The organism is Flavobacterium sp. S87F.05.LMB.W.Kidney.N (assembly GCF_004366435.1).
GTDB lineage: Bacteria > Bacteroidota > Bacteroidia > Flavobacteriales > Flavobacteriaceae > Flavobacterium.
Map to the genome: position 1 here is coordinate 495,853 of NZ_SODX01000001.1, position 15,177 is coordinate 511,029.

18 protein-coding genes are annotated in these 15,177 nt (G+C 32.1%); 7 read left to right on the forward strand and 11 right to left on the reverse strand.

What is annotated here, in order from left to right:
- Positions 1 to 16 precede the first annotated feature (16 nt).
- The 4 genes from EDB96_RS02215 to EDB96_RS02230 form a co-directional block, all read right to left on the reverse strand.
- Complete coding sequence (locus tag EDB96_RS02215) at positions 17 to 871, reverse strand: helix-turn-helix domain-containing protein (protein WP_243839298.1); 855 nt, start codon at positions 869 to 871, stop codon at positions 17 to 19.
- A gap of 181 nt (positions 872 to 1,052) precedes the next feature.
- The gene (locus EDB96_RS02220; protein WP_134139022.1) at positions 1,053 to 1,808 is read right to left on the reverse strand and encodes an SGNH/GDSL hydrolase family protein; all 756 of its coding nucleotides are present in this window, start codon (positions 1,806 to 1,808) and stop codon (positions 1,053 to 1,055) included.
- 71 nt (positions 1,809 to 1,879) lie between these two features.
- The gene (locus EDB96_RS02225) at positions 1,880 to 2,662 is read right to left on the reverse strand and encodes a DUF3050 domain-containing protein (protein ID WP_057115815.1); all 783 of its coding nucleotides are present in this window, start codon (positions 2,660 to 2,662) and stop codon (positions 1,880 to 1,882) included.
- A gap of 91 nt (positions 2,663 to 2,753) precedes the next feature.
- Positions 2,754 to 3,932, reverse strand: a complete 1,179-nt coding sequence (locus EDB96_RS02230) for an acyl-CoA dehydrogenase family protein (RefSeq protein WP_057115817.1) — start codon at positions 3,930 to 3,932, stop codon at positions 2,754 to 2,756.
- Between the two features lie 165 nt (positions 3,933 to 4,097).
- On the opposite strand from EDB96_RS02230, the gene EDB96_RS02235 reads away from it, so the two are divergent.
- On the forward strand, positions 4,098 to 5,873 hold the full coding sequence (locus tag EDB96_RS02235; RefSeq protein WP_134139024.1) for a helix-turn-helix domain-containing protein: 1,776 nt from the start codon (positions 4,098 to 4,100) through the stop codon (positions 5,871 to 5,873).
- 10 nt (positions 5,874 to 5,883) lie between these two features.
- Here the strand turns inward: EDB96_RS02235 and EDB96_RS02240 are convergent, their stop codons facing one another.
- The 4 genes from EDB96_RS02240 to EDB96_RS02245 all read right to left on the reverse strand — a co-directional run bounded on the left by EDB96_RS02240 (position 5,884) and on the right by EDB96_RS02245 (position 6,634).
- Positions 5,884 to 6,030 carry an rSAM-modified peptide gene (locus tag EDB96_RS02240; RefSeq protein WP_128414930.1) on the reverse strand — a complete coding sequence of 49 codons (147 nt, stop codon included), beginning with the start codon at positions 6,028 to 6,030 and terminating at the stop codon, positions 5,884 to 5,886.
- A gap of 44 nt (positions 6,031 to 6,074) precedes the next feature.
- Positions 6,075 to 6,221, reverse strand: a complete 147-nt coding sequence (locus tag EDB96_RS20985) for a hypothetical protein (protein WP_157848499.1) — start codon at positions 6,219 to 6,221, stop codon at positions 6,075 to 6,077.
- Positions 6,222 to 6,265: 44 nt separating this feature from the next.
- Positions 6,266 to 6,412 carry a hypothetical protein gene (locus EDB96_RS20990; protein ID WP_166669260.1) on the reverse strand — a complete coding sequence of 49 codons (147 nt, stop codon included), beginning with the start codon at positions 6,410 to 6,412 and terminating at the stop codon, positions 6,266 to 6,268.
- A gap of 63 nt (positions 6,413 to 6,475) precedes the next feature.
- Positions 6,476 to 6,634: an rSAM-modified peptide gene (locus EDB96_RS02245; RefSeq protein ID WP_128414931.1), complete on the reverse strand. Its 159-nt coding sequence runs from the start codon at positions 6,632 to 6,634 to the stop codon at positions 6,476 to 6,478.
- 661 nt (positions 6,635 to 7,295) lie between these two features.
- Here EDB96_RS02245 and EDB96_RS02250 point away from each other — a divergent pair.
- The 6 genes from EDB96_RS02250 to EDB96_RS02270 all read left to right on the forward strand — a co-directional run bounded on the left by EDB96_RS02250 (position 7,296) and on the right by EDB96_RS02270 (position 13,277).
- On the forward strand, positions 7,296 to 8,777 hold the full coding sequence (locus EDB96_RS02250; protein WP_243839299.1) for a vitamin K epoxide reductase family protein: 1,482 nt from the start codon (positions 7,296 to 7,298) through the stop codon (positions 8,775 to 8,777).
- 58 nt (positions 8,778 to 8,835) lie between these two features.
- On the forward strand, positions 8,836 to 9,018 hold the full coding sequence (locus tag EDB96_RS02255; RefSeq protein WP_057115824.1) for a hypothetical protein: 183 nt from the start codon (positions 8,836 to 8,838) through the stop codon (positions 9,016 to 9,018).
- Between the two features lie 68 nt (positions 9,019 to 9,086).
- Complete coding sequence (locus tag EDB96_RS21240; protein WP_262487361.1) at positions 9,087 to 9,221, forward strand: hypothetical protein; 135 nt, start codon at positions 9,087 to 9,089, stop codon at positions 9,219 to 9,221.
- 51 nt (positions 9,222 to 9,272) lie between these two features.
- The gene (locus EDB96_RS02260) at positions 9,273 to 9,476 is read left to right on the forward strand and encodes a hypothetical protein (protein ID WP_128414932.1); all 204 of its coding nucleotides are present in this window, start codon (positions 9,273 to 9,275) and stop codon (positions 9,474 to 9,476) included.
- A gap of 319 nt (positions 9,477 to 9,795) precedes the next feature.
- On the forward strand, positions 9,796 to 11,988 hold the full coding sequence (locus EDB96_RS02265) for a peptidase domain-containing ABC transporter (RefSeq protein WP_057115997.1): 2,193 nt from the start codon (positions 9,796 to 9,798) through the stop codon (positions 11,986 to 11,988).
- A gap of 2 nt (positions 11,989 to 11,990) precedes the next feature.
- On the forward strand, positions 11,991 to 13,277 hold the full coding sequence (locus EDB96_RS02270; RefSeq protein ID WP_134139026.1) for an HlyD family secretion protein: 1,287 nt from the start codon (positions 11,991 to 11,993) through the stop codon (positions 13,275 to 13,277).
- On the opposite strand, the gene EDB96_RS02275 is transcribed toward EDB96_RS02270, so the two are convergent.
- The 3 genes from EDB96_RS02275 to rimM all read right to left on the reverse strand — a co-directional run bounded on the left by EDB96_RS02275 (position 13,274) and on the right by rimM (position 15,173).
- Entirely contained in the window at positions 13,274 to 13,981 is a 708-nt protein-coding gene (locus EDB96_RS02275) for a tRNA1(Val) (adenine(37)-N6)-methyltransferase (RefSeq protein ID WP_134139027.1), read from the reverse strand. The two genes, EDB96_RS02270 and EDB96_RS02275, sit on opposite strands and share 4 nt — an antisense overlap.
- Before the next feature lie 140 nt (positions 13,982 to 14,121).
- A complete protein-coding gene (locus EDB96_RS02280; RefSeq protein WP_134139029.1) occupies positions 14,122 to 14,472 on the reverse strand; it encodes a four helix bundle protein in 351 nt (116 codons plus the stop codon).
- A gap of 176 nt (positions 14,473 to 14,648) precedes the next feature.
- On the reverse strand, positions 14,649 to 15,173 hold the full coding sequence (gene rimM, locus EDB96_RS02285) for a ribosome maturation factor RimM (RefSeq protein WP_134139030.1): 525 nt from the start codon (positions 15,171 to 15,173) through the stop codon (positions 14,649 to 14,651).
- Positions 15,174 to 15,177: the final 4 nt, after the last annotated feature.

The following is a 15,177-nucleotide window of genomic DNA, read 5'->3' on the forward strand; positions in this document are numbered from 1 at the left end:
GTATAAAACCGACATTTTAGAATGTTGATGCGGGAAATCTTTTTATAAGATTGTTGGTTAGTTTTCCCGTGGTGCAGACATATTCCGTTGGAGTAATTCCAGTATGTTTTCTAAATTCTTTTATTAAATGCGACTGATCTGAAAATCCAGCATCATAACAAATTGTGGTTAGATTGGTGTCGTCAGGTTTGTTTTTTAATAATTTCAAAAAATGATGGATTCGTATAACATTCCCAAATTTCTTCGGATTTAATCCAATGCATTCTTTGAATTTTCTTTCCAAATGTCTTTCGGTATACCCAATATATTCAACCAATTCTTTTATAGAAAAGAGACCTTTTTTGTCAATGATAAAATTTAGGGAACCATTTATTAGGAACTGATTTGAAGACGGTTTAGAAGCAATGATTGATCTGAAGAAATGATTTAAAAGATTAACACGAGCCTGATTATTTTGTTCTAATAATTTTTCTTGGAGCTCAATAATTTTTTGGTCAAACACATCTTCTACCGGAATAATAGAATCGTGAAATTCATGGGCAGGAATTCCTAATAATTGATGAATTCCGTTGGGTTGAAAAACGACAATTATTAATGTTATTTTATTCTCAGAATATAGATCTTTAAAACCGTTAAGCTGTCCATACAAAAATGAAGCTGGTAAATAATCTTTTACTTTGCCGATTTCAGAAATGAGTTTACTTTTTACAGAAAATACAATACCAGTATTACCATCAGAAAACAAACGAAACTTTTGGACAGCAGTTTCTGCATTATCTAAAAACAGATAATGTTTGATATAAGGTGATAATTCTTTTGATGGCGAAATCTGCATAACTCTAATTGATTTGAATGCAAATTGAAATGTCATTTTGCAAGTAATTATGAGTTTAGCAAAATTAGGGATATTTTTCTTGAAAAACTTTTAGTATCTAATCTAGCCCCGATAGAAACGATATCCTTTTGCGGCGGGGTTCGCCGCAAAAGATATAGTGAATAGCGGGACTAAAGGTGTAATGAAAATGAATTTTCTGCTTCTGGAAATAAAAATATTAATTCTGCAAAGCTTTTTTTACCTCCGGCATCATTTTGTCCACAAATAATTTATAGGCTGATTCTGAAGGGTGTAAACCATCTGAAGCAACAAGATTGGGACTGTTGAGTCCTTGTCGTGTAATGTCTGTAATGGAAACAAAAGCCACTTGATTATTGGCACAATATTTCTCGGCAAAAGAATTGTATTGGTCAATTTCGGCAGAAATCGTTGAGGTTTGATCACCGGCGAGACTTTTTCCGTAAGGTGTATATGCATAATCTGGAATAGAAATGACGACAACATTTTTTCGGTCACCTTTGGCAAGCATGATTGCTTTGGTTACCAATTCTGGAAATTCTTTTTCGTAAACCGAAAAATTTCTGTGTTGATATTGATTGTTTACACCAATTAAAAGCGTCACCAAATCGTAATTGGCTTCTGGATTTTGTGTGTTTATTGCTGAAAGTAAATTGGATGTTGTCCAGCCTGTTGTAGCAATTATTTTTAGCGAAATTGTACTGGAATACATCGCGTTTAAACTGGTCTTTAATTGTTCTGGAAAACGACATGTAGCACAAACACTCTGCCCGATTGTGTAACTGTCGCCTAATGCTAAATAATTGATCGAACTCGCAATTGGTGGCTCTGGGGTTTTGGGAGGGGTTACAACTGGCGGTGTAGTTGTGATAGGAGCAGATTCTTCTGATGAGCTGCAGCTCAGAAGAAATACTGAAAGTATAATGGTAACTATTTGTTTAAAATGTGGTTTCATAATTTGTTTAAATTTAAATCTTGAGGTCGTTTTAAACAAATAGTTACGTTAAATATGCGGGTTTGGATTTATTAAACCATTTCGGTTTTCATCACAATATCTTCTTCAATTGCATTCCAAAGTCCGATACGTCTTTCTAAGGCTAGAATAGAAACTTCTTCTACTTCTTTCCATTTTTGAGCATCGTCTTCGCATAATTCTGTAATCATCTGCATGGCCATTGGTCCGTGTTCGTCGGCATCCAGCTCGATATGTCTTTCAAAATAGTAAAGCAATTTTGTCAAATCAACTTCGGGAAGATTCTTTTGGAAATTTTTTAGGATTTCGGTAAACATACTCGGAATCAAATCTTCTCTTCCAAAAGTAAATGCAGCGGCAATTTGGTGTGGTTTTCCTTCTTCAATAACTCTGAAAGTAAAATCTAAGAAAGCTTTCACATTCGGGTGCAGCTGACTTTGTTTAATAGCAACAAATATATTGTGAAGCGAACTTACTTCTGATAGGAAATTTAAAATACCAGTTGTGTCAGCGCCACAAGCTTCCATTGCTTCCAAATACATTTCGTAGTGACTTTGTCTTCTTCCGTCAAGTGTTAAATCTGTTTCTTCGGCAAGAACAATTTCATTGATTAAATAACGAGTTTCTGGATTTTTAGTAGCAAACCAAGGCGTTGTTGTGCAGGTAAGTTTGGCTTGTAAAGCTTTCAATAACGACATAAAATCCCAAACAGCAAAAACATGACTTTCTAAAAAACTATGTAAGTCATCTATGTTCTGAATCTTATTATATAAAGAATGTTTTAACAGTTGGTCTTTTTGTGGTTGTATGCTTTTGTTTATTGCTTCAATATTCATTTTTGGAAAAAATTTTGGTGCAAAGATAAAAAGCTTCTTTGTTAGAAGAAGCTTTTTAGATCGATTTTGTATATATTTTAATAGTTGTCTACTATTTAAATGCTGGAATTCCAGTCACATCCATTCCAGTTATTAGTAAATGGATGTCATGAGTTCCTTCATAAGTAATTACACTTTCAAGGTTCATCATGTGACGCATAATAGAGTATTCGCCAGTGATTCCCATACCTCCAAGCATTTGTCTAGCTTCTCTTGCAATGGTAATTGCCATGTTTACATTATTACGTTTTGCCATCGAAATTTGTGCTGTAGTAGCTTTTCCTTCATTTCTTAAAACACCTAAACGCCAGGTTAATAATTGCGCTTTTGTGATTTCAGTAATCATTTCGGCTAATTTCTTTTGCTGTAATTGAGTACCTCCAATTGGTTTTCCAAACTGAATTCTTTCTTTAGAATATCTTAATGCCGTATCGTAACAGTCCATCGCCGCTCCTATTGCTCCCCAGGCAATTCCGTAACGAGCTGAATCTAAACAGCCAAGCGGAGCTCCTAAACCAGATTTATTAGGTAAAAGATTTTCTTTAGGAACTTTTACGTTATCAAAAATCAACTCTCCAGTTGCAGATGCACGAAGCGACCATTTATTATGCGTTTCTGGAGTTGTAAAACCTTCCATTCCTCGTTCTACAATTAAACCATGAATTCTTCCTTCTTCATTTTTTGCCCAAACAATAGCAATATCAGCAAAAGGCGCATTTGATATCCACATTTTGGCACCATTTAGAAGATAATGATCTCCCATGTCTTTAAAATTGGTAATCATACTTCCAGGATCAGAGCCGTGATCTGGTTCGGTCAAACCAAAACATCCTATAAATTCACCAGTAGCTAGCTTCGGAAGGTATTTCATTCGCTGTTCTTCATTACCATATTTCCAAATAGGATACATTACTAAAGAAGATTGAACAGATGAGGTAGATCTTACGCCAGAATCGCCTCTTTCAATTTCCTGCATGATTAAGCCGTAAGAGATTTGATCTAATCCCGCTCCGCCATATTCTACAGGAATATAAGGTCCGAAACCGCCAATTTCTCCAAGTCCTTTAATAATTTGTTTAGGAAATTCTGCTTTTTGAGCATATTCTTCTATTATAGGAGAAACTTCCTTTTTTACCCATGCACGAGCAGATTCTCGAACTAATTTATGTTCGTCGGTTAGTAAATCATCTAGGTTATAATAATCTGGAGATTGAAATAAGTCTGGTTTCATGTTTTTTAATTTTACTTAAACAAATTTACGCAATAAAAATATAACAAATAACGCTTAAATTGTTATATTTTTTTAAGCCAAAAATAAAATTAATAGGAATTTGGCAAATTAATTGTAGTTTATTGATAATTTATAGACTATTTTTGAATACCAAAAACTAATTAAATGAGGCTGATCATCTCTTTTTTATTTTTATTGATACTTAATACTACTGTGGCTCAACCTCAAAAAGAGCTTACTGAACAAGAGTATTTAGAATTGCAGGATAAAATTCGTTTCAGCATGAACGGTAATTTTGATGAAGGACTTAAGTATGCTGCTGAATTACAAAAATCTAGTAATAATGAACATTTAGCTTTTGCTTATGGATCAGGATCTTATTTATATCAACTAAAGAACAATAGAGCTAAGTGTGATGAATGGTATAAAAAAGCACTAGAATATTATAATAGAATTCCCGAATCTGTTCAAAAAATAAATCTTCGGGCATACCTATATAATTATAGAGGATTAACGGAATGGAAAAGAAAAAATTTCAGTAATGCTTTAAGTAATTACCAGGAAGGAATAAAACTTTCTACCAAAACATTGGATGTTATACAGATCGTTAAGTTTAAAAGCAATATAGCTTTAGTTAATGAAGAAGTAGGGAATTATGAACTTGCTATTAGAAATCTAAGGCAGAATAGTATTTTTTTAGATAAAAATGAAAGTCTATACGAAAAAGATCAATTTCAAAATAGTAAAAGTAATATTTATACCAATTTAGGAAATGTCTATGAAGGCTATTTCATGAAAGCTCGAGGTAAATTATTTTTATTAGATTCTGCCGAATACTTTTATAAAAGAGCAATCAATTATTCGCAAAATTATTTAGACAATAAAATTACTTCTACTCTTAGTTTAGGAAATATTTATCTATACAAAAAAGATTTTAAAAATGCAGAAAGAACCTACTTCGATATTTCGATGTATGCTAAGCAAAATAATGATGATTATTATTATAGGATTGCAAATTATAATTTAGGAGACCTTTATCATTCATTAAAAAATTATGATAAAGCTTTGGTATTTTTAAAGAAGGTTGATTCTATGTCTGTTAAAGAAAAAAAAACAGATAGAATTTCTTTTCAGTCCAATTATCTTCAGGCTAAAATTTATAGTGCAAAAAATGAACCCGAATTAGCTTTCAAATATTCTAAAATGTATTTAGATTCTTATGAAAAGTACGAAGGAGAATTAAGAGAAGAAGCTTTAGAAGTCAATTACAAACTGGGTACGGCGAATCTTAGCGATGAGATGATAAGCATTCAAGAAAAGTATAAGTACGAGGTTTTATGGAATAAAGCCCTTAAAGTTTTATATGTTATTCTAGTTGTTGGAATTGTGTTTTTCCTAATTAAAAATATTCGGGACAAAAATAAAGCACAGAAAAAAATGAATGCTTTAATTGAAGAATTTAAAGCTAATCTGGAGAAAAAAGAAATTGAAAAAGCTGAAATCGAAAAAGCAGCTGCAGAACAAAATATACTTGTTGAAACTCCAGAACTAGAAGATACATTACTTAAAAAGGAAAATGCAAACCTTAGTATTGATGAAGCTAAAGAAAATAAAATTGTAGAAAAATTATTAGCATTAGAAGAAAAATTAGAATACCTAAATCCTGATTTTACATTGTCTTATGTTGCCAAAAAAATCAAAACTAATACAACTTATTTGTCTTATGTTGTAAATAAACGATTTGGTAAATCTTTTGGAGAATATTCTAATGAGTTAAAAATTAATTATGTTATTAATCAAATGATTACAAACCACTTATATCGTAAATATTCAACACAGGCAATTGCAGAAAGTGTTGGGTTTAAGAATGCGGTTTCATTTGCAAAATCGTTTCGCAAAAGAACTGGAGTATCTCCAGCTCAATTTGCGAACAATATTTAAAGCTGTACTATTAACCATTTCCGTTTCCTCCAGTACCTTTAGCAGGATTGTTTTTTGGATCAACATCTTCTCCATCACCGCCTCGGATAACTTTTTGAGCTTCTTTATTTATTTTTTCTAATTGAAAGTCTTCAAATGTCAATTTTATATTTTTCATGTCGTATGTTTTTTAATTATTATTTACACTATTATAAATGAGGGTTAACCATTTCCGTTTCCTCCAGTACCTTTAGCTGGATTGTTCTGCGGATCGACATCTTCTCCATCACCTCCTTTTATAACTTTTTGAGCTTCTTTATTTATTTTTTCTAATTGAAAATCTTTAATTGCCAATTTTATATTTTTCATGTCGTATGTTTTTTAATTATTATTTACACTATTATAAATGAGAGTTAACCATTTCCGTTTCCTCCAGTACCTTTAGCTGGATTGTTCTGCGGATCCACAGATTCTCCATCACCGCCTTTTATAACTTTTTGTGCTTCTGTGCTTATTTTTTCTATTTCAAAATCTTTGATTTTCAGTGAATTATTTTTCATGTTTCTTTTTTTTTGGATTGCTTTTTATACTATTTACTATGTGTTTTAATTTTGTAGAAAGAATTAACCATTTCCGTTTCCTCCAGTACCTTTTACAGGATTGTTTGTGTCAGTAGGTGGTGGTGTTTGGCTGTCATTACCTCCGCCTTTAATAGCTTGCTGTTGTTGTTTAGAAATTGTTTCTGTTTCAAAATTTTCTAATGTGAATGCTGAATTTTTCATGTCTTTTAATTTTTTTTGGATTTAAATTTAATACGATTAATCTTTCATAAAATTTTTAAGCAATTTTGTCATATTGCGATGAAAAAGCGCTAAAAATTGGTTTACGTTAAGAATTTTGGGTTGTTATTTTACTTAAAAAAAGCAATAAAATTGAACTTTATTTATAAGTTAAATCTTGTCAAATTATTTTTAAGCATTGCTTTTTTGGGGGGATTTTTGCTGCGAATTTGAGGTTGATTTTAGACTTTTTTTGAGTCATTTTAATCTCTTCTATTTTGTTTTTTCTTCTTCAAAACCATTCGATTTTGATACCATGTTTTTCATGTTTTTCGGTATTTAGATTATTGCTTTTCCAAAACTAGGCAAAAAGTAAAGCCGTTAATCGAAAATAGCCTTTCTGAGCTTTTTATACTAGATAATCAATCATAATATATTGTTTTACAGTAATTTATGTTGTGTACTATACTTGGTATAATTTATAAATTGTATGTGGTATAATTAATAAATTGTATATATGCATGCGATTTTTATCAATAAAAACTACAATATTTGCAGTGTAATTATGATTTAAAAACGATCAAAAGCGATGTTGAAACTGGTCCAAAAATTTCTACAAATTAATCGATACTCAGATATAAAAAATGAGTTCAAGGATCTGTTTTTGTCTCATCCCAATTATCCGAGTTTATTTGCGATTACAGATTCATTCGATTTGCTTTCTGTAGAGAATGCAGCAGTAAGAGTTTCGAAAGAGCAAATTGTAGATTTACCGTCTAATTTTTTGGCGTATTTTAAAGATGAATTGATATTGGTTGAAAAGACTAAAAGTGGTGTTCGAATTACGACTAACAAAAAAGGAACTCAAAAGTTATCTTATGATAAATTTCTTTTGGACTGGAATGGAGTAATTGTTGCTATTGAGCCAAATAATGTAGTTTCGAGAGATAATTTAAAAGTAGAATATAATTGGTTAAAATATTTTTTGCCTCTTGCCCTTCTTACAGGATTATCTTTTTTCTATAACGGCTTTGATTTATTTAGTACTATTTTTTTAGTAACATCAATTTTGGGTTTAATCGTGAGCATATTTATTGTTCAGGAGAAATGGGGTGTTAAAAACACTGTAATTTCAAAATTTTGTAATTTAAGTTCTAACTCTTCTTGTCACTCAGTAATTAGTTTCAATGACGATATAGCAAATAGATGGTTGAGTTTTTCAGATTTACCATTGCTTTTCTTTAGTTCAAGCATTATTGCAATTTTGGTACAGCCATTGAGTTCAGCAGTTTTTGTTGGGTTTTTAAGTCTGTTGGCAATTCCAGTAGTAGTTTGTTCTATTTGGATTCAGAAATTTGAAATTCAAAAATGGTGTGTTATGTGTTTAGCAGTATCATTTTTAATTGTAGTTCAAAGTGTTTTATGGTTTTCATCAGACCTATTTACATTGAGCTTTAGTTTAAGTGCTATTTTTCCTTATGTATTTTCTTTATTGCTTTTAATCCCGATTTGGGCAGCAGTTAAAGTGATGATTAGAAAAATGCTTGATAATGAAAGTTCATTAAAAGAACTTAAAAAGTTCAAAAGAAATTATTCTTTATTAAACTTCTTGTCTAAGAAAGTAAAATACACAAAAGGATTTGAAGATTTAAGAGGGTTGAACTTTGGAAATAAAAATGCAGCCGTAAAGCTTTCTATTATACTAAGCCCAAGCTGCGGACACTGTTATAAAACTTTTCAAGAAGCTTTTGATTTAGTATTGAAGTTTCCAGATAAAATATATTTGAACGTTCTTTTTAATATTAATCCAGAAAACAACGACAATCCTTATAAGGCAGTTGTTGAAAGACTTTTAACTATTAATAGAACAACGCCTGGAAAAACAGTAGAGGCAATTTCTGATTGGTACATTAAGAGAATGGTTCATAAAAAATGGCTTAAAAAATGGTCTGTTGAGTCAGTGAGTATGATGATTAGTCAGGAAATTCAAAAACAATATGATTGGTGTTCAATGAATAATTTTAATTACACACCAGTTAAAATTGTAAACGAAAGGTTATTTCCAAATGAATATGAGCTGAATGAGTTAAAATACTTCTTGAACGATTTTGTCGATGAAGTTCAAATTTTAGAAAAAACAGCATAAAGTGAAAACAGAATTTAAACTGTTTAAATAGAAATAATAACCCCTAAAACCTGCAGTTATGTTAAAGAATATTTTGAAGTTGAAAGGTGCAGTAGAATTATCTGCTAATGAGCAAAAAACAATAAACGGAAGTAACGCTCCTATTTGTGATGATGGATTTAAAGCTAAAAGATGTACAGAATTTGGAACAGTATCATCATATTGGGATTGTGTGCCAAATAATTATGTCGGAAGCTGTTAAGGAAATTTTTAAGCATCAAGTTTTTTACAGATTTGAGGCTTATACCCAGAAAACGTAAATAACCAATTATGTTAGAAAAGATTTTAAAAAGTAAAGAAACTAAAAAGCTGACAAAAAAAGAGCAGAAAAACATTTTGGCAGGTGAATATGCACTAGAACCAAATTGTAATAATCCTGCTGACGAAAAATATTATGCTTGCTAATTTGAATATTTAAATAGTAACAGAGACCAAAAAACTCTGTTACTATTAAAAATGAGATTAAAGATGTTAAAGAAAATTTTAAATCTGAACGGTGCTCAAAGTATTAATAAAAATGAGCAGAAAACCATGAGAGGAGGAATTCCTGAGTGCTGGATTTATGCCTTAGAAGCTGGATGCATTTTAATTTCATCAGACGAAACTTGTCCTTTAAATACCACATCAGGTATTTGCGATACAAGTCGTCTTTGTTGTTGATTTTTTTAACTTTTTTAGAAGTAATACGATATAGCCTTATTTAGAATTTAGTCATGTTTTTTTTGAATGTATAGGCGCTCGATCGTGGAACATTGAGCAAATTCTCAGTATTGATGATTGGTACTGGGATTCTTAGGAGTTGGCCGCTGTGTTAATTTTAATTGGTTAGGGTAAACCGCGGCCATGTCCTAAAGAAATTGTGTTACTGGTAATTTTGTTTTTAAATACCCAAACAGAGAAGATTTATATCTTCTCTGTTTTTTTATGGATTAACAAGAATTTTTTTTCTTAAATTGGCCTTGAATAAATCAAATTGAAATTGAAAAAATTCACTCATTACAGACAAGCCGATCATAAAGATTGCGGGCCGACATGTTTAAAGATAATAGCTAAATATTACGGTAAGACAATCAATATTCAGGAGTTGAGAGATTTTAGCGAAACAACTCGTGAAGGAAGTAATTTGCTTTTTTTGAGTGACGCTGCCGAGAAAATCGGTTTTAGGACTTTAGGGGTTAAATTGTCTGTAAAGAGAATAGAAGAAGCTCCGCTGCCATGTATTCTGCATTGGAATAAAGATCATTATGTTGTTCTTTACAAAATAAAAAAAGGTAAATACTATATATCCGACCCCGCTTTTGGACTTTTAGAATATAACAAAGAAGATTTTGTTAAGTTCTGGATTGGTAATAACGCAGGCGATGAGACGAAGGAAGGAATTGCATTACTGATCGAAGCGACACCAAACTTTTTTCAATCTGATTTTGACAAAGAAGAAAATTCCGGTTTAGGATTTAAATTTCTTTTTAAATATTTATTTCAATACAAATCATTTCTTATACAGCTTGCAATTGGACTTGTAGCCAGCAGTCTGCTGCAGCTTATTTTTCCATTTTTAACCCAGAGTATAGTCGACGTCGGGATTCAGAATCAGAACATTCATTTTATCTATTTAATTCTTTTTGCAATGCTTTTTATTTTTGCAGGAAGGACTGGTTTGGAGTTAATTAGAAGCTGGATTTTACTTCATTTATCAACGAGAATCAATATTTCGTTAATTTCAGATTTCTTTATTAAATTAATGAATCTGCCAATTTCCTATTTTGATGTCCGCATGACAGGAGATATTATGCAGCGAATAAACGATCACCGCCGTATCGAGAGAATACTTACCACATCCTCTCTTAATGTGCTGTTTTCTGTAATAAATATGTTTATAATGGGAGCGGTTTTAGCCTATTTCAATCTGCAGATATTCTTAGTTTTCTTTTTAGGAAGCGTACTTTATTTTGCATGGATAACAATGTTCCTAAAAAGAAGAGAAGTTTTAGATTATAAACGTTTTGCAGAAGTTTCAAACGAACAGAGTAAAGTAATGGAGCTGATAAACGGCATGCAGGAAATAAAGCTTCATAATGCCGAAAAACAAAAACGCTGGGGCTGGGAGTATGTGCAGGCAAGACTTTTTAGGGTTTCAATAAAAGGCCTGGTTTTAGAACAGGCACAAACGATCGGTTCGTCGGTTATCAATGAGCTTAAAAACATTTTTATAATTCTTCTTTCTGCAAAACTTGTAATTGATGGATCCATTACATTAGGGATGATGCTCGCGATAAGCGCTATTGTTGGAAATTTAAATGGCCCAATTACTCAGTTAATAGAATTTGTTAGAGAATTGCAGGATGCTAAAATTTCACTTGCCAGATTATCCGAGATTCATCAAAAAGAAGATGAACTGCAGCAGGAAGTGCACCAGACAACTGAAGTGCCGAATGATGTTGATATTGAGATTAAAAATCTTTCGTATCGTTATTTAGGGTCGGATATTCCAGTATTGGATAATTTAAGTTTAATCATCCCGGCCAATAAAGTAACTGCAATTGTGGGTGTCAGCGGAAGCGGTAAAACAACCCTGATGAAACTGCTTTTGAAATTTTACGAACCCGAAAAAGGAGAGGTTTTAATTGGAAATGCACAGCTTAAAAATATATCTCAAAAAGCCTGGAGGTCAAATATTGGTGCTGTAATGCAGGAAGGCTTTATTTTTAGTGATACAATTGCTAATAATATTGCTTTTGGAGTAGACAGGATTGATAAAGAAAGATTAATCTACGCTTCAGATGTGGCAAATATTAAAGAATACATCAGCAGTCTGCCGTTGGGTTTTAATACTAAAATAGGAGCGGAAGGTATTGGAATGAGCACAGGCCAGAAGCAGCGACTTCTTATTGCCAGAGCTGTTTATAAAAACCCAGAAATACTTTTCTTTGATGAGGCTACTTCTGCATTAGATGCCAATAATGAGAAAGAAATAATGAAAAAATTAGATATTTTTTTCAAAGATAAAACGGTAATCGTAATTGCGCATCGATTGAGTACTGTTATGAATGCAGATCAGATTGTGGTTTTAGATAAAGGAAAAATTATCGAAATCGGAAGTCATTCAGCATTAGTAGAACAGAAGGGAAATTATTTTGAACTGGTTAGAAATCAACTGCAATTAGGAAATTAATCATGGCTGAAGATACATTTGAGTTAAGAAGCGAAGAAGTTCAGGATATCCTGACCAAAGTACCGCATTGGATGATCCGATGGGGAACAGTGCTGATATTTGCCATAATTGTAATGCTGTTTTTTGTTTCCTGGTTTGTCAAATATCCAGATGTTGTGCATACCGAAATCGTAATTACCACAAATATTCCGCCTGAGAGAATTGTTTCGAAATCTTCTGGTCGTATTGAGGCAATTTTGGTAAAAAACAAAACTTTGGTTCCTAAAAACAGCACACTAGCCATCATTGAAAATACCGCTGACTACAAGGATGTTTTTTTATTAAAAAGCATTATAGATAGCTATGATATTAATGCTAAAAAAGCATTTCCGTTTGCGATGCTGAAAAATAAACAGCTAGGTGAAATAGAAAGTGCCTTTGCTGTTTTTCAGAAAGATTATCAGGCTCAGGAATTAAACGAAAATCTGCATCCTTTTGAAATTGAAAGCAGGGCGCAGAGCTCAGAGAAAATCCAGATCAAAGAAAGACTGGATATTCTCCAGCAGCAAAAGGTAATTAATGAAAGTGAACTGGAACTGCAGAAAAATGAAATAGCGCGTTTTGAAGTTTTATTCAATAAAGGAATTATTTCTGCTCAGGAAATGGAATTGAAGAAACTGGGCTATCTTCAGGCAATGAAGAGTTATAAAAGCCTTTTAACCTCGATTTCCCAATTAAGGTCCTCTTTGATCGATAATACAAAATCGAGCCAAAATTCGCACATAAACAGCACAAAAGAGGAGGTTAATCTTGGAAGGAGTATGGCGCAGTCATTTTATCAGCTGAAAAAAGTGATAAAAGACTGGGAACTGGCTTATACATTAAAATCTTCTGTAAGCGGAGTTGTTACTTTTCTGCAGGTTTGGAACGAAAATCAGACTATAAATGTGGGGGATAATGTTTTCTCTATAATTCCAGATGCTAAAAACAGTTTTGTTGGAAAAGTAAAAGCTCCCGCTCTGAATTCAGGAAAAATAAAAGTAGGGCAGAGAGTCAATATTCGTCTGGCCAATTATCCTGATAGAGAGTTTGGTGTATTGAAAGGTGAAATCAAAAATATTTCGTTAGTGCCCGATAAAGATGGAAACTTATTGCTGGACGTCGCACTTCCAAACGGCTTAAAAACATCTTATAATAAACAAATTATCTTCCAGCAGGAAATGAAAGGAAGTGCCGAAATTGTGACAGAAGATTTGCGATTAATTGAAAGAATCTTGTATCAATTTAAAAGTATATTTGAACAAGTTTAGAATTTCAAATAAAAATCCTTAGTTAGTTCGATATATTCTGGAGTATAAACATGTCTGTCGATTTCGATAACTAATTCATCGATTTCAATTGTGGAAACTTCATTGCGGCTAAAAGCCAGTAAACTTCGCTTAATTTCTGATTTTGGAGTGCCTTTTACCCTTGTGATTTTTATTGGGTACAATTCAGCTTCTTTTGCTAAAGCGATGAATTTTTCTTCTTCTTTAAAAGGAATAATTATAGCAAGTATTCCGTTTTCTGAAAGCAATAAATCTGCAGCTTCGACGATTTCTTCAAAAGGCATTGCATCTTGAAAACGTGCTAAATCTCTCTGTTCATTCTCTGTTTTGTAATCTTCAGCATAAAAAGGAGGATTCGAAGCAATCAAATCATATTCGTCTTCAGGTTCTTCGATAAATTCGTCTAAACCAGCATGAAAGCAAAATAAACGATCTCCCCAAGGAGAACTTTCAAAATTTTCAACGGCTTGTTCGTAAGCATCTTCATCAATTTCAAGAGCATCGATTTGTTCTGCATGAGTGCGCTGAGCCAGCATCAAAGCTATAATTCCTGTTCCTGCACCAATATCCAAAATACTAAATGGATTGTGATTTATTGGAGCCCAAGAACCCAATAAAACGCCGTCTGTACCAACTTTCATTGCACAACGATCTTGATTAATGGTAAATTGCTTAAATGAAAACATAAGTGAAAAATTCCAATTTTTTTTAAATTCCAAATTCCAACCAAATAGTGTAAATTCCAAAGCGAAATTCTCAAACCAATTGAAAGCAGTAAATCAGTAAGATTTATTGTTTGGCAAAAGTAAGATTAAAATCTTAATAATTATTTTGAAGTTTTCGTGATTATTGCTGATAAAATTTTACGCAATTCTTCTACCTCAAATAATAAAGAATCAGAAATCATTCTTTGATCAGGGTTTAGTTCGTGTAATAAGCGCAGCCAGAATTTAGATTCTTTGGCTTCTTTTCGGGATATTTTAAGTCTAAATATTAAATCTTTATCACCTAATTTTTCATTCGCTTCAATGTAGTTTGCTCCCACAGAACCAGGCGATCTTATTAATTGTTTGCCGTCTTCAATATTGGATGTTGTTTTCGATAAAGTTCTAATATATGTTCGACATTCTTTTGCAAACAAGAAAGTCCTCTCTTCTAAATCATAAGGTTTGTTCATAAAATAAAATAAATTCCAATTTTTAATCTCAATAGCTGGATTTCAAAAATAAGCATTTATTTTTTATGAGTTTTTTCTTTCAAAAAAACATTAAACAATAATTTTTATAGCAATTTAGAATTTGGAATTTCCTTCCGTTTGGAATTTGGAATTTAAAAAAAAATTGAAATTTAAACCTAAAGGTACATCTCCACAAGACCTTCTGGAAGATCCATGATTACTTTTTTGTTGTCGCGGTCAATCTTTACCAAGAAATGGTCGATCATTGGAACTAAGATTTCCACTTCACCATTTAAAACTTCAAAAAGTGGTTGAGCAGTTGAGTCATTAATAGAAGTTATTTTTCCGAAAACACCTAAACGTTTGTCTTCGATTTCAAAACCAATAACTTCGTGGAAATAAAATTTGTTACCTGTAAGTTTTGGTAACATGGTTAAAGGAAGATAAATCGCATTGCCTACTAAAGAATCTGCTTCTTCCTCTGTATTTACATCTTCAAAACGAACTCTTAGAAAGTCGTTTTTATGTAAAGAACTTGTTTCAATAAAAAAAGGAACCAAGTGTTTGTTGTGTTCAACAAACACTGATTCCAGATTTTCGTATAACTCAGGTTCATCCGTATCTAAATAGATTAGAACTTCACCTTTGAAACTAAATTTTTTAGCGATTTTACCTAAATAAAAACATTCTTCTTTACGCATTCTC

Bases quoted from the DNA above. Each gene is read 5' to 3' on its own strand.
- EDB96_RS02215 (WP_243839298.1), bottom strand. From the start codon at position 871: ATGACATTTCAATTTGCATTCAAATCAATTAGAGTTATGCAGATTTCG.
- rimM (WP_134139030.1), bottom strand. From the start codon at position 15,173: ATGCGTAAAGAAGAATGTTTTTATTTAGGTAAAATCGCTAAAAAATTT.
- EDB96_RS02255 (WP_057115824.1), top strand. From the start codon at position 8,836: ATGTTAAAGAATATTTTGAAGTTGAAAGGTGCAGTAGAATTATCTGCT.
- EDB96_RS02280 (WP_134139029.1), bottom strand. From the start codon at position 14,472: ATGAACAAACCTTATGATTTAGAAGAGAGGACTTTCTTGTTTGCAAAA.
- EDB96_RS02225 (WP_057115815.1), bottom strand. From the start codon at position 2,662: ATGAATATTGAAGCAATAAACAAAAGCATACAACCACAAAAAGACCAA.
- EDB96_RS02275 (WP_134139027.1), bottom strand. From the start codon at position 13,981: ATGTTTTCATTTAAGCAATTTACCATTAATCAAGATCGTTGTGCAATG.
- EDB96_RS21240 (WP_262487361.1), top strand. From the start codon at position 9,087: ATGTTAGAAAAGATTTTAAAAAGTAAAGAAACTAAAAAGCTGACAAAA.
- EDB96_RS20990 (WP_166669260.1), bottom strand. From the start codon at position 6,412: ATGAAAAATAATTCACTGAAAATCAAAGATTTTGAAATAGAAAAAATA.
- EDB96_RS02235 (WP_134139024.1), top strand. From the start codon at position 4,098: ATGAGGCTGATCATCTCTTTTTTATTTTTATTGATACTTAATACTACT.
- EDB96_RS02260 (WP_128414932.1), top strand. From the start codon at position 9,273: ATGAGATTAAAGATGTTAAAGAAAATTTTAAATCTGAACGGTGCTCAA.
- EDB96_RS02230 (WP_057115817.1), bottom strand. From the start codon at position 3,932: ATGAAACCAGACTTATTTCAATCTCCAGATTATTATAACCTAGATGAT.
- EDB96_RS02240 (WP_128414930.1), bottom strand. From the start codon at position 6,030: ATGAAAAATATAAAATTGACATTTGAAGACTTTCAATTAGAAAAAATA.
- EDB96_RS20985 (WP_157848499.1), bottom strand. From the start codon at position 6,221: ATGAAAAATATAAAATTGGCAATTAAAGATTTTCAATTAGAAAAAATA.
- EDB96_RS02220 (WP_134139022.1), bottom strand. From the start codon at position 1,808: ATGAAACCACATTTTAAACAAATAGTTACCATTATACTTTCAGTATTT.
- EDB96_RS02270 (WP_134139026.1), top strand. From the start codon at position 11,991: ATGGCTGAAGATACATTTGAGTTAAGAAGCGAAGAAGTTCAGGATATC.
- EDB96_RS02245 (WP_128414931.1), bottom strand. From the start codon at position 6,634: ATGAAAAATTCAGCATTCACATTAGAAAATTTTGAAACAGAAACAATT.